Genomic DNA, 12,339 nt, shown 5'->3' with positions numbered 1-12,339 from the left:
CCGGGCGCACTGGAAACGCGAACGCGCGGGTACATGACAGCGGCCGGAGAATCCGATGAGGGATTCTCCGGCCGATATTTCTTCCGATTACCGGCATTGCCGGTCAGGCGATGCGCGAGCGCCGGTACAGAATGGCGCCGCCCAGGATCAGGGCCGAGGCGAGGGCCGCCGCGGCCGCGGGCTGACCCGCGCCGGTCTCCGCCAGTACGGGCGCACCCGCCGGAGCGGTGGCCGGGGCCGGCAGCGGTGCGGGCGCCGGTGCGGGCGCCGGCGGTACGTGGACCGGGGCGCCGCCGGAGGGGAAGGCCGGAGGCTGATCCGCCGGCGGCGCGACCTCGGGGGCCGGGGCGGGAGCGGGTGCGGGTGCCGGGGCGGCCTCCGGGCCTGGGGCGGGAGCGGGTGCCGGGGCGGCCTCGGGGGCGGGAGCCGGGCGGATCACGGGCTGGCTGCCGTGCGGCGGAGCGGGCGGCACCTCCTCCTCGGCCGCGGGCGCCGGAGCGGGGAGCGTGTGCGGGGCCTCCTCGGCCGGGGGCTGCGGTGCGGGGAGCGGGACGGGCTGCTCCGCGGGCGGTACCGGAAGCTCCTGGACCGGCTCCGGGACGGGCAGCGGGGCCGGGCGGTCCTCCACCGGTTCCGGCTTCGGGTGCGGGCGCCCGGGCGCGGGCGGGGCGTGGTGCGCCGGAGGAGCGGGGTGGTCGTCGCACTCCTCCTCCTGGTTCCGGTCCTCGCCGGGGCCGCCGTAGCCGCCCTCGTGACGGGGCTCCTCGTGGCGGGGCTTGGCGTGACGGGGTCCCTCCTTCCGGGGGGCCTGCGGTCCCTGCTCCTCCTGCCGCGGCACCTCCGGCCGTGCCACCTCCTGGCGCGGCACCTCGTACCGCCGCGGTTCGTGGCGCTGCTCCGGTACTGCGTGGCGGCCCGCGCGCTCGTCGAGGTAGCGCTCGAAGGCCTCGGCCTGTTCGGGGCTGAGGTAGCGCGCGTAGTCGTGGCTCCCGTCCGCGTGCGATCCGCCGCCGGTGACGCAGGTGTTCCCCATCGCGGGGTTGAGGGCCGCACCGCCGTCCACGCTGTTGCCGCACACGTTCGGGGAGAACGTGATGGGTACCGAGACGCTGTTGCCGGCCAGCACCCCCGGCGAATGCGAGGCCTCGGCCGTCGCGCCGGTGTGCGCGTAGGCCGCCCCGGTCGCGATCGACAACAGGCTCGACGCGGCTGCCGCCGTGAGCATGCCCTTGCCCAGTACTTGTCGGCTCAGTACCTGTCGCATGGGTCCTTCCCTGTCTACCGGCGGGCGCCGGTGGTGAATCGCAGGTGGCCTCGGAGTGCACCGCCGTGCACTCCGAGGCCACCTGCGAGGAGGTCTGCCCTTGCGGGCGCACGCGCCTGCGTCAGGCGTTGACGCAGGTGTTGCCGAACGCGGGGTTCAGCAGCCCGACGAGGTTCACGGTGTTGCCGCAGACGTTGACCGGGATGTGGACCGGGACCTGGCCCAGGTTGCCGGAGAGGACGCCCGGGGAGCCCACGGCCTTGCCGTCGGCCACCGAGTCGGCCATGGCGGGGGAGGCGGCACCGGCGGCCATCAGAGCGCCGGCGGCCAGCACCACTGCCTTCTTGTACGTCATTTTCTTTCTGATTCCTTCCCGCAGAGGCGTATCCGCTGCAGAATCAACAACGAGCAGCCGAGAGAAAAGAAACCGCGCTTTTTCGGCGAGTGTCCGGTAATTCACCCCGATGCCCCGACGGAATTCGGGCGGCCGATCGGGCGGTGAATTCGAATCGTCGTGTTCCGGGTTGCGGATGCGCCGGGCATGCGGCGAGGCCGCCGCGACCCGAAGGTGCGACGGCCTCGCGGGGCGCGGGTGCGATCAGCTGCCGGCGGAGGCGTTGCCGGAGAGGATCGGGATGTTGCTGAGGATGTGCGAGAGAGCCTCGTCGCCCTTGGCCTGGGTGGAGTTCTCGGTGCACTGCTGGTTCTGCGGGCTGGACAGGACCGGGATGTCCTGGACGCCGACGTTGACCAGGGCCAGCACGGACTGGACGTTGGCCTTGGCGGGGAGCGCGATGCAGGGCTTGTTGAAGGAGCCCTGGATGAGCGCCATCTGCGGGCTCATGTTGCCGTAGGTGGCCTGGTTGCCGTAGATCTGGGCGGAGTTGTTGCCGTTGACGGTGTTGATGCCGTTGTCGTTGCCGACGGCCATCGCCTGCGGGGCCATCGCGGCACCCATGCCCACGACCGAGGCGGCAACCGCGGCCGAGGCCATCATCTTCTTGATCATTGTCGTCCCTTTTTTGCAGGATTGCCCGGTAGCGGAGCACTCGGATCAACGGCGGCGCCCCGACGGGGGTTGCGTGGCTTCACCCGGATGCAGCCGTTTCGGGCGGCGCGGTTGACGTTCAGGCGTTCACGCAGGTGTTGCCGAACGTCGGGTTGAGCGCGCCGACCAGGTTCGCCGTCAGGCCGCAGACGTTCACGGGGACGTGGACCGGGACCTGGGCCAGGTTGCCGCTCGCCACACCGGGGGAGCCGGCGGCGATGCCCTCGGCGGTCGCGCCGCCCCCGCCGTGCGCCGAGGCGATGCCCGCGCCGCCCATCAGCACGGCGACGCCCACGGCGGCGACGGTGGTGCCGCGCACCAGCCTCTTCTTCATCTGCGTATTTCCTTTCGGTTCGAACAATGGTGCACCTCATAACGACCCGTCCGTTGCGAGGGTGCGTGTTATCGCCCAAAAGGCCGTACGAGCGAGTCCGACGTGATTTCCAGCCCGATTTCTGACAAAGTTCACTCCTGTTTTGTCCCCTTGATCGAAAATGGAGACAGGGTCATGGGTTCCTCCGGCAGAATCCTCGGCGCACTCGGCCTGCTGTCCTGCCTCGCACTTTCCGTGAACGCCCCCGCGCTGGCGGCCCCGGCTCCCGCGCCCAAGGAGCTGCCCCGGATTCCGTTCACCCAGCGTTACCAGGCCGTGCAGCACGGCGGGCTGGTCCGTGCCTCCAACTCCGGCATCAGCTGCCGCAGGGAGAAGTCCCCGCAGGCGGAGCCGTGCGCCGAGGTCAAGCGGGGCGCGGCAGGGGTCAACGGCGAGTTCGAGATGTTCTACAGCGAGGTCGACAAGAACCCGGACACCTACAACTCCACCCGGGCCGAGCTCAAGGTCCCGCAGGGCGCGAAGGTCTCGTACGCCCGGCTCTACTGGGGCGGAAACCTGCGGGTGGGCGAGCAGAAGCCGCCGGAGGACAACGGACGGGTGCTGGTCGCCGAGCCGGGCGGGGCCTACAAGGAGGTGCTCGCCGACACGGTGATCGGCCACCGTACGGACGCGGGCAGCGACGCCTACCAGGCCTCCGCGGACGTGACCCCGCTGGTGCGCAGGGGTGGCGCCGGGATGTGGACGGTCTCCCAGCTGAACATCGCCATGGGCCACTCCGAGGTCGGCGCCTGGGGCGGCTGGACGCTCGTCGTCGCCTACGAGCACCCGCAGGAGCCGCTGCGCCGGCTTTCGCTGTGGGACGGCTTCGAGTCGCTCGTGGCCCGGGCCGGTGACGGGACGGTCGAGATCGGTGGCCTGGAGGTACCGGCCGGGGCGGCGGGGCGAGTCGGTGTGGTCGCGTACGACGGGGACCGGGGCGTCCTCGGCGACTCACTCACCGTAACGTCCGATAGCGGTCGCCGGGTGAGCATCAGCGACGGCGAAAACCCTTTCAATGACCTCATGAATTCCACGATCACGGAATTCGACGGTCAATCTTTCGTGCGACAGCCGGATCATATGAATAATCTCGGATATGACGCGGACGTGTTCGACCTCAGTCCCGCGCTGTCCGGTGGTGCCCGCAGCCTGAACTTCAGGTTCACGGGCGAAAGTCAGGGTCATTTCCTCGGTGTGCTCTTCGTTCAGACAGACGCGCGCCGCTGAACGCAGGAGACCACTCCACGTGCCCACGCACTCCCGGGCAGCACAGCCCACGACCGTCCTCCACCTCGTACAGCCCGTCGACGGCGGTGTCGCCAGGGTCGTCACCGACCTGGTCCGCGCCCAGACCGCGGAGGGGATCCGCGCCGTCGTCGGCTGTCCGCCCGGCGGCGCGCTCGGCGACGCGGTCCGCTCGGCCGGGGCCGAGGTGCTCACCTGGCGGGCCCGCCGGGCCCCCGGCCCCGGACTCCCCGCCGAACTGGCCGGCGCCCGCGCGCTGCTGCGCCACGTACGGCCCGACCTGCTGCACGCCCACAGCGCCAAGGCCGGACTGGCCGGACGGCTCGCCGCGCGTGGGACACTGCCCACCGTTTTCCAGCCCCACGCCTGGTCCTTCGACGCCGTCGGCGGAGCCACCGCCGCGCTCGCCCTGCGCTGGGAGAGGTACGGCGCCCGCTGGGCCGACCGGGTGCTCTGCGTCAGCGAGGCCGAACGCCGCGCGGGCGAGAGCGAGGGCATCACCGCCCACTGGACGGTGATCCGCAACGGTGTGGACCTCGACCACTTCCGGCCCGGCGCACCCGACCCCAACCAGGACCGCGCGCAATCCCGCGCGGCACTGCCGCTGCCCGCCTCCTTCCCGTCCGGCGGGCCGCTGGCCGTCTGCGTCGGCCGGATCTGCGCCCAGAAGGGCCAGGACGTCCTGCTGCGCGCCTGGCCGGAGGTGCTCGCGACGGTCCCCACGGCCCGCCTCGCCCTCGTCGGCGACGGTCCCGACACCGAACGGCTGCGGCGTACCGCCCCGTCCGGTGTGCACTTCGCCGGAGCCGCCGCCGACATCCGACCGTGGCTTCGGGCCGCCGATCTCGTTGTACTGCCGTCGCGGTGGGAGGGCATGGCGCTCGCCCCGCTCGAAGCAATGGCCTGTGGCCGACCGGTCCTGGTCTCCGACGTCAGCGGTGCCCGGGAGAGCCTGCCGCCCGGCCAGGGACGCCAGTGCTTGGTGCCGCCGGAGGACCCGACGGCCCTGGCCAAGGCCCTGGGGCGGCTCCTCGCCGAGCCGCGGCTCCTCGCCGAACTCGGTGAGCAGGCCCGGCAGTACGCCCGGACCGACTTCGACGTGCGGCGGACCACGGACGCGGTCAGCAGCCTGTACCACGAACTGCTGGGCAGGCCCCGGCCCTTGAACCAGGAGCGCATCAGCCGATGACGATGGACAGCGCACCCGCCCGGCACACCGGACAGGGCGGCACAGGGCACGGTGGCAGCGCCTTCGCGCCCGCGCCCCACGCGGCAGCCCGCCGGTCCGCGACCGCCATCCACCCGCCCCGCGGGCCCCGGGTCGACCGGGCCCGGTCCGCCGTACGCCCGCAGCGCGTCCGCCCCCGCAGCCGGGCGCTCCCCCTGCTCACCGCCGACGCGCTCGCCGCCGTGGTCACCGCCGCCGCCCTGCCCGGTCCCGCGCTGCCCGTCCCGGCGGCCGCGCCGGCCGCCGCCGCACTGCCCGTACTGCTCGTCGCCCTGCACGCGCAGGCCGGCCTGTACCGGCCACGGCTCGCCCCCTCCGCCCTCCTCGAACTGCCCGCACTGGTGGCGCGCTCCGCCGTCCTGTGGTGCGCGGCGGCCGCCGTCGCCGCCGCCCTCGACCCCGCGCGCGCCATGGGCTGGAGCGTGCTGCTCACCGCCGTGTGCCTGCAGGCCGTACTGGTCTGCGCGGGCCGCGGGCTCGCCAACCAGCTGCACCGCCGGGCCGCCGTGCGCCAGCCCGCCTCCGCCCTCGTCGTCGGCCCCGGAGCCGGGGCGGGCGCGGTGGCCGCCGCCCTGCACGGCCACCCCGAGTTCGGCCTGCGCCCGGTCGGGCTCGCCGACACCGCTGCTCCCGCCGACGGCGACGGGGGCGCCCTCCCGCTCCTGTCCACCCACGAGGACATCCGGCGCGCGGTCATCCAGAACTCCGTCCGGCACGCGGTGTTCACCCGCCCGCCCGAAGCCGACGAGCGCACCGCCTCGCTGGTCCGGCTCTTCCACGACCACGGCTGCCGGCTGTGGCTCGCGGACCCGTCCGGCACCGCCAAGGTCACCGGCATGCGGCTGGCCCACCCCGCCGACCAGCTGTGGGGCTACGCCGTGCAGCCGCTGCTGCCGCGCCCGGCCCGGCCGCTGGAGCGCTGGGCCAAGCGGATCATCGACTCCGCGCTCGCGCTGGTCGCCCTGGTGGCCGCCGCCCCCGTGATGCTGCTCTGCGCGGCAGCCGTACGGCTCTGGGACGGGCCCGGGGTGATCTTCCGGCAGGAGCGGGTCGGCCTCTACGGCCGCCCCTTCACCCTGCTGAAGTTCCGTACGCTGCGCGCCGACGCGCACGAGTCGGCCACCCGCTGGACCGTGGCCGGGGACTGCCGGATGAGCGCGGTCGGCTCCTTCCTGCGCAAGTCCTCCCTCGACGAGCTGCCCCAGCTGTGGAACGTCGTACGGGGCGACATGAGCCTGGTCGGCCCCCGCCCCGAACGGCCCTTCTTCGTCGCCAAGTTCTCCACCGTCCACCCCGGCTACGAGGCCCGCCACCGGATGCCCGTCGGCATCACCGGCCTCGCCCAGATCAACGGCCTGCGCGGGGACACCTCCATCGAGGACCGGGCCCGCTTCGACAACCACTACATCGACACCTGGTCGCTGTGGCAGGACCTGTGGATCCTCGCCCGCACGGCCGCCTCCTTCTTCCGCTTCCGGCTGGGAGGCAGCTGATGAGCCTCGCCGCTCCCGGACACTGGACCCGCCCGGACGTGCCGGGCACACTGCGCCGCCACTGGCCGCTGCTGCCGCTCGCCGCGACCGTGCTGCTCCTGCTCGCTCCGCTCCCGGCCGGGGACGTGACCGCCTCCGGCAAGGTCGGCCCCGCCGACGCCGCCTCCCTGCTGCTGGTCCTCGTCTGCGCCGTGCAGGCACTGCGCGGCCGGGTGCGGGCGCTGACGCCGCTGGGCGCCGTCGTCCTCGGCGCGCCGGCCGTCGGCCTCGCGGTCGCGACGGTGACCGCCGGTGACCCGTACGCCGCCCTGCCGGGCTTCGTCCGCTACCTCCAGGTCTTCGTGCTGGTCCCGGCGGCCGTGGTGCTGCTCGTGCGCGACGCACGGGAGTTCCGGCTCGCGGCCGGCTGCTTCGTGGTCCTGGCCCTGGTGCAGGGCGCGGTGGGGGTCGTCCAGTACGCGACCCACACCGGCGCCTCCTACCAGGGCGAGGACGTCCGGGCCGTGGGCACCTTCGGCCCCGGCGACGTCATGGGCATGGCCACGGTCGTCGCCTACGGGCTGATCGTCGCGACCGCGGCCGCGCTCGCCCCCGGAGCGCCCTCCCGGCTGCGGCGGACCGCCGCGGGCTGCGCCCTGCTGCTCGTCCTGCCGCTGGTGCTGTCGTTCAGCCGCGGTGCCTGGATCGCCACCCTCGGCGCGGCGCTGCTGGTGATGGCGCTGGCCGGGATCCGGCGGGCGCTCACGGTGCTCGCCGCGCTGGCCGCCGCGGGGGTGGTCCTGGTGGGCGGACTCGGAGTCGGCTCCGAGATGGTCGCCGAGCGGCTGAACTCCATCACCCAGGTCTCCAGCGCCCCCGACCAGTCGGTGACCGACCGCTACACGATGTGGGCCGCCGCCGAGTCGATGTGGCGCGAGCGGCCGGCGGTGGGCGTGGGCCTCAAGGGCTTCCCCGCCCACCGCGACGGCCACGCCTCGCTCGGGCTCTCCTCCGGCAGCGACACCGCCGGAGCGGGCCAGGCGTACATCCGCCAGCCGCTGCTCTCCCCGCACAACATGTACCTGCTGATCCTGAGCGAGCAGGGGCTGATCGGGCTGGTCGCGCTGGCGGGCGGCTGGGCGGTCCTGCTGGTCGCGGGGCTGCGGCGGCTCGCCTCCGGTGCCGGGGCGCGGACGCGGGACTGCGGGCTGATCGCGACCGGGCTGTTCGTGTGGCAGCTGACCGACTTCCTCTACGCGGACATCGGCGGCCCGTCCACCGTCCTGACGGGGGTGATCGTCGGCCTGGCGGCCTGGTGGGCCCTGCCCTCCCCGGGCGGTGCGGATCCGCTGCGCGGCGCCCTCCCCGGCCCGGGGGCCGTCCCCGAGAGTTCGAGCGGCCGGTGACGGACACCACGCCCTGGCGGCCCGCCTCCGGCCCTCCGGCCGGGGCGGGCCACACCCGCGTCCCGGCCGCCCCCGCGCCGACCGCGCCGTTCGGCGAACCCGCAGGGCGGGAGGACTCGTCCGGCCCTGCCGGGTACGTGCCGGACGCGCCCGCACCCGCGGCCGGGGGCCCCGGCGAGCCCGGCCCGGGGTTCGTCACCGGAGGCCTGCCGGGCGGCGGGGCCGCCGCGCGGGGGCCGCACTTCGGTGCCGCCGGCTATCCCGGCGGGGCCCCGGCCGGACTCGGGGTGCGGGTGGCGGCCCGCACCACGACCGCATCCGCCAACGCCCCCGGAGCCCGGGGGCCGGCCGACGGGCTCGGCGAGGTCCGCAGTCAGGACGCGTCCGCCCGATCGGGCGGGGGGCAGCTGCGCGCCGTGCCCGGCCGGGGCGCGGCCTCCGGCCCCGCCGGCCCCGGGAGCCGGCGGTTCGGCGGCGTCCGCCGCGACGCCGCCGAACCGCCCGCTCCCGCCACCTCCCGCGCGAGCCGGTTCCGGCGGGCCCGCAGCCGGGGCGGTCCGGCCGCGTCCGCCGCGGGCGGAGGGGCGCCGCTCGGACGGTTCCTGGCCAAGGCCGCCGCCGTGACCGCCGGGCTCACCGCCGCCGGGGCCCTGTTCGGGCTGGTGCGCGACCAGACCATCGCGCACCTCTTCGGCGCCGGTCACGCCAGCGACGCCTTCCTCATCGCCTGGACCCTCCCGGAAATGGCCTCGACGCTGCTGATCGAGGACGCCATGGCGCTGCTGATGGTCCCGGCCTTCAGCCACGCCCTGGCCCGGCGGGCGGCCGGCCGGGCCGGGCTGACCCGCAGGGAGGCCCGCGCCCAGGACCCCGTACGGATGCTGGTCGGGGCGACCCTGCCACGGCTCGTCGTGTTCCTGGCCGTCGTCGCCGCCCTCCTCGTCGTCGCCGCTCCGGCCGTCGTCGCCGTGCTCGCGCCCGGCCTGCCCGACCCCGCACTGGCCGTCGAGTGCACCCGTCTGACCGCGCTGACCGTGCTCTCCTTCGGCATCGCCGGCTACTTCAGCGCCGCGCTGCGCGCGCACCGCTCCTTCCTGCCGCCCGCCGCGATCTACGTCTCGTACAACATCGGCATCATCGGCACGATGGTGGCCCTCCACTCCCTGTGGGGTGTGCGGGCCGCCGCCGCGGGCGTCGCCGTCGGCGGGCTGCTGATGGCGCTCGTCCAACTCCCCGCCTTCATCCGCAACGTGGGCTTCGGACCGCCCCGGGTCAGACGGGCCGCCGCCCCGCGCAGCCAGCGCGACCGCGACCGCCCCACCCTCATCGCGTTCGGGGTCATCGCCCCCGTCGTCCTCTTCGCCGTCTTCCGCCAGTCGCAGGTGCTGGTCGAGCGGTTCCTGGCCGCTTCGCTCCCCTCCGGGGCGATCTCCCACCTCAACTACGCGCAGAAGGTCGCGCAGATGCCGATGGTGCTGTCGCTGATGATCTGCACCGTCACCTTTCCCGTCGTCGCCCAGGCGATGGCCGGCGGCGAGCGGGAGAAGGCCCGCCGGCGCGTGGAGCGCGACCTGGCGCTGGCCTCGCTCGCCGTCCTGATGGGCTCCGCGCTCGTCATCGGCTACGCCCCCCAGATCATCCAGGTCCTCTTCGAACGGGGCGCCTTTTCCCATGAGGACACCCTCGCCACCGCCTCCGTCATGCGGGTCTACGGACTCGGACTGCTCGGCCACTGCCTCGTCGGGGCGCTGTCCCGGCCCTTCTTCTCGACCGCCCGGCCCACCTGGTTCCCGGCGCTCGCGATGAGTGCCGGACTACTCGTCAACATCGTGGCCGGAGCCTTCGCCGTCCGCTGGTGGGGCACGTACGGGATCGCCGCCGCCAACGCCGCGGGCATCTCCACCGCCGCCGCCCTGCTGCTCACCGGTCTGGGCCCGCGGATCATCGACATCCACGTCCGCCGGGTCGCCGCCGGCATCGGGCGGCTCGCGGTGGCTGCCGCCGCCGCATGCGCCACCGGCTGGATCGCCGGGCCGATGATCCCCGATCCGCTGCTCAGCGCCGGCCTCGGCTGCCTGCTGGTACCGGCCATGTTCGGCGCCACCGGCACAGCCATACGCGCCCTCGAAGTCACCGCCCTGCCCGATCAGATCTCCCAGTTCACGCAGAGGTTCCGCAATGCCCGCTGACACCGACACGGCCCCCGCCGCCGTGGGGGTACCCGCCCGCCGGACCGCATCGCCCTGGGTCCTGATGTACCACTCGGTCGCCGAGTTCACCGACCCCGCCGAGGACCCGTACGGGATCACCGTCACCCCGCGCGCCCTGGAGGCCCAGCTGCTGTGGCTGCGCTCCCGGGGCCTGCGCGGGGTGTCGGTCGGCGAGCTGCTGCGGGCCCGGGCGGCCGGACACGGAGCCGGGCTCGTCGGCCTGACCTTCGACGACGGCTACACCGACTTCCTGACCCGTGCGCTGCCGCTGCTCCAGCGCCATGACTGCACCGCGACCCTCTTCGTGCTGCCCGGCCGGCTCGGCGTGGACAACGTGTGGGACCCGCTGGGGCCGCGCAAGTCCCTGCTCACGGCCGAGGGAATCCGCCAGGTCGCCGCTGCCGGACAGGAGATCGGCTCGCACGGCCTGCTCCACCAGGACCTCACCGCGGCCGCCGACGACGTGCTCCAGCAGGAACTGCGCGGCAGCCGTGACCTGTTGCGGGAGCTGACCGGAACCGTGCCCGAGGGCTTCTGCTACCCCTACGGCCACCTCGACGCCCGCGTCGTCGACGCGACACGGGCGGCCGGCTACGGATACGCCTGCGCCATCGACCCCGGCCGGCTCGCCGGCCCGCACGCCCTGCCGCGCACGCACGTCAGCCAGGCCGACGGCGCCACCCGGCTGCGGGTCAAGCAGGTGCGCCACCGGGTCGCGGTGCTGCGCCGGGCGGTGCACCGGTGAAGCCGATCGAGGAGGTCAAGGCCCTGCACGTCATCACCGGCCTCGGTGTCGGCGGCGCGGAGCAGCAACTGCGGCTGATGCTGCGTCACATGCCGATGCGGTGCGACGTGCTGACGCTGACCAATCCCGGACCGGTGGCCGAGGGGCTGCGGGCCGACGGCGTACGGGTCGTGCACCTCGGGATGCGCGGCAACCGGGACCTGGGGGCGCTGCCGCGACTCGTGCGGTTCATCCGGCGCGGCCAGTACGACCTCGTGCACACGCACCTGTACCGGGCCTGCGTGTACGGGCGCCTCGCGGCCCGGCTCGCGGGCACCGGCGCGACCGTCGCCACCGAGCACTCCCTCGGCGAGGGCGAGATCGAGGGCCGGCCGCTCTCGGGCGGGGTGCGCGCGCTGTACCTGGCCAGCGAACGCCTGGGCGCGGCGACCGTGGCGGTGTCGGACACCGTGGCCGCCCGGCTGGAGGGATGGGGGGTGCCGGCCGCGCGGGTTCACGTCGTACCCAATGGGATCGAGGCCGTCCGCTTCCATTTCGACGAGGCTGTCCGCCGGGCGACCCGGGCCCGCACCGGGCTGCCCGAGCGGGCCTTCGTGGTCGGCGGGGTCGGCCGGCTGGTCCCGGGCAAGCGGTTCGACGTGTTGGTGCGGGCCATCGCCGCGCTGCCGGGCGCACACCTGCTGCTGGTCGGGGACGGCCCGCAGCGGGCGGGGCTGCGCCGGTTGGCCGCCGAGCTCGGCGCACAGAGCCGTGTCCACCTGCTGGGGGAGCGGGACCCCCTGGGCGACAGCGCGGACGGCCGCACCCCCGGCATCCCGGCCCTGCTGGCCGCCATGGACGTCTTCGTCTCACCGTCGCGGGAGGAGGCCTTCGGGCTCGCCGTCGTCGAGGCCCTGGCCGCCGGACTTCCCGTCCTGCACGTGACCTGCCCGGCCATCGATGACCTGCCCGCGTCCGAGGCCCCCGGAGCGCGCCGGATCGGGACCGGCACCGAGGAGTTGGTCGCGGCGCTGCGCGGCCACATGGAGGCGGGTGCGCGCCGACTGCCCCCGCCCCCGGTGGTGCGCCGCTACGACATCGCCCGCAGTGCACGTCGGCTGCTGGACGTGTACGACCTCGCCCTCTCGACCGCGCCGGGCCCGAGGGGGCCGGACCCTGCCCCGGACCGGGGCCCGGGCTCCGCCCCGGAGCCCGCCCCGGGACCGGCGGCGGGACTGACGGTGCCCGGCCCCGGCACCCCGCGGCGCACCCCGGGCCCCCGTGGCTGATCCCCACCCCCGAAGGGGTCCCGGAAGGGGTCCCGGCCGGGACCCGCAGGAACCCACCTCCCTCCAGGAAGCGAGCACGC

At 74.7% G+C, this 12,339-nt stretch carries 11 protein-coding genes; 7 read left to right on the top strand and 4 right to left on the bottom strand.

The window, feature by feature from the left end:
* Nucleotides 1-103: 103 nt before the first annotated feature.
* From R4Z63_RS13010 to R4Z63_RS12995, 4 genes are all read right to left on the bottom strand, one after another.
* Nucleotides 104-1,264 carry a chaplin gene (locus R4Z63_RS13010; RefSeq protein ID WP_384455583.1) on the bottom strand — a complete coding sequence of 387 codons (1,161 nt, stop codon included), beginning with the start codon at nucleotides 1,262-1,264 and terminating at the stop codon, nucleotides 104-106.
* A 121-nt stretch (nucleotides 1,265-1,385) separates the two neighbouring features.
* Nucleotides 1,386-1,619: a chaplin gene (locus tag R4Z63_RS13005; RefSeq protein ID WP_037925062.1), complete on the bottom strand. Its 234-nt coding sequence runs from the start codon at nucleotides 1,617-1,619 to the stop codon at nucleotides 1,386-1,388.
* 243 nt (nucleotides 1,620-1,862) lie between these two features.
* On the bottom strand, nucleotides 1,863-2,273 hold the full coding sequence (locus R4Z63_RS13000; RefSeq protein WP_030767099.1) for a rodlin: 411 nt from the start codon (nucleotides 2,271-2,273) through the stop codon (nucleotides 1,863-1,865).
* A gap of 118 nt (nucleotides 2,274-2,391) precedes the next feature.
* Nucleotides 2,392-2,646, bottom strand: a complete 255-nt coding sequence (locus tag R4Z63_RS12995) for a chaplin (RefSeq protein WP_384456519.1) — start codon at nucleotides 2,644-2,646, stop codon at nucleotides 2,392-2,394.
* 174 nt (nucleotides 2,647-2,820) lie between these two features.
* On the opposite strand from R4Z63_RS12995, the gene R4Z63_RS12990 reads away from it, so the two are divergent.
* Genes R4Z63_RS12990 through R4Z63_RS12960 form a run of 7 tightly spaced genes read left to right on the top strand, consistent with a single transcriptional unit; the run spans nucleotide 2,821 to nucleotide 12,259 of the window.
* On the top strand, nucleotides 2,821-3,912 hold the full coding sequence (locus tag R4Z63_RS12990; RefSeq protein WP_384456522.1) for a DUF3344 domain-containing protein: 1,092 nt from the start codon (nucleotides 2,821-2,823) through the stop codon (nucleotides 3,910-3,912).
* 19 nt (nucleotides 3,913-3,931) lie between these two features.
* Nucleotides 3,932-5,119, top strand: a complete 1,188-nt coding sequence (locus tag R4Z63_RS12985; RefSeq protein WP_384456525.1) for a glycosyltransferase — start codon at nucleotides 3,932-3,934, stop codon at nucleotides 5,117-5,119.
* Nucleotides 5,116-6,651 (top strand): exopolysaccharide biosynthesis polyprenyl glycosylphosphotransferase, encoded by a 1,536-nt coding sequence (locus tag R4Z63_RS12980; RefSeq protein WP_370466508.1) that lies wholly within the window; start codon nucleotides 5,116-5,118, stop codon nucleotides 6,649-6,651. Before R4Z63_RS12985 ends, R4Z63_RS12980 begins: the two co-directional genes overlap by 4 nt.
* Complete coding sequence (locus R4Z63_RS12975; RefSeq protein ID WP_384456528.1) at nucleotides 6,651-8,036, top strand: O-antigen ligase family protein; 1,386 nt, start codon at nucleotides 6,651-6,653, stop codon at nucleotides 8,034-8,036. Before R4Z63_RS12980 ends, R4Z63_RS12975 begins: the two co-directional genes overlap by 1 nt.
* On the top strand, nucleotides 8,033-10,225 hold the full coding sequence (gene murJ / locus R4Z63_RS12970; RefSeq protein WP_491522542.1) for a murein biosynthesis integral membrane protein MurJ: 2,193 nt from the start codon (nucleotides 8,033-8,035) through the stop codon (nucleotides 10,223-10,225). The genes R4Z63_RS12975 and murJ overlap by 4 nt, the downstream gene beginning before the upstream one ends.
* Nucleotides 10,215-10,991 (top strand): polysaccharide deacetylase family protein, encoded by a 777-nt coding sequence (locus R4Z63_RS12965; protein WP_037925065.1) that lies wholly within the window; start codon nucleotides 10,215-10,217, stop codon nucleotides 10,989-10,991. Before murJ ends, R4Z63_RS12965 begins: the two co-directional genes overlap by 11 nt.
* On the top strand, nucleotides 10,988-12,259 hold the full coding sequence (locus R4Z63_RS12960) for a glycosyltransferase (protein WP_384450013.1): 1,272 nt from the start codon (nucleotides 10,988-10,990) through the stop codon (nucleotides 12,257-12,259). Before R4Z63_RS12965 ends, R4Z63_RS12960 begins: the two co-directional genes overlap by 4 nt.
* Nucleotides 12,260-12,339: the final 80 nt, after the last annotated feature.

Source organism: Streptomyces sp. PL-29, from assembly GCF_058344425.1.
Note: the sequence above shows the minus strand (reverse complement) of the source record. Positions and strands in the feature narration are given on the sequence as shown.

Bases quoted from the DNA above. Each gene is read 5' to 3' on its own strand.
- R4Z63_RS13010 (WP_384455583.1), bottom strand. From the start codon at position 1,264: ATGCGACAGGTACTGAGCCGACAAGTACTGGGCAAGGGCATGCTCACG.
- R4Z63_RS13005 (WP_037925062.1), bottom strand. From the start codon at position 1,619: ATGACGTACAAGAAGGCAGTGGTGCTGGCCGCCGGCGCTCTGATGGCC.
- R4Z63_RS13000 (WP_030767099.1), bottom strand. From the start codon at position 2,273: ATGATCAAGAAGATGATGGCCTCGGCCGCGGTTGCCGCCTCGGTCGTG.
- R4Z63_RS12995 (WP_384456519.1), bottom strand. From the start codon at position 2,646: ATGAAGAAGAGGCTGGTGCGCGGCACCACCGTCGCCGCCGTGGGCGTC.
- R4Z63_RS12990 (WP_384456522.1), top strand. From the start codon at position 2,821: ATGGGTTCCTCCGGCAGAATCCTCGGCGCACTCGGCCTGCTGTCCTGC.
- R4Z63_RS12980 (WP_370466508.1), top strand. From the start codon at position 5,116: ATGACGATGGACAGCGCACCCGCCCGGCACACCGGACAGGGCGGCACA.
- R4Z63_RS12975 (WP_384456528.1), top strand. From the start codon at position 6,651: ATGAGCCTCGCCGCTCCCGGACACTGGACCCGCCCGGACGTGCCGGGC.
- R4Z63_RS12965 (WP_037925065.1), top strand. From the start codon at position 10,215: ATGCCCGCTGACACCGACACGGCCCCCGCCGCCGTGGGGGTACCCGCC.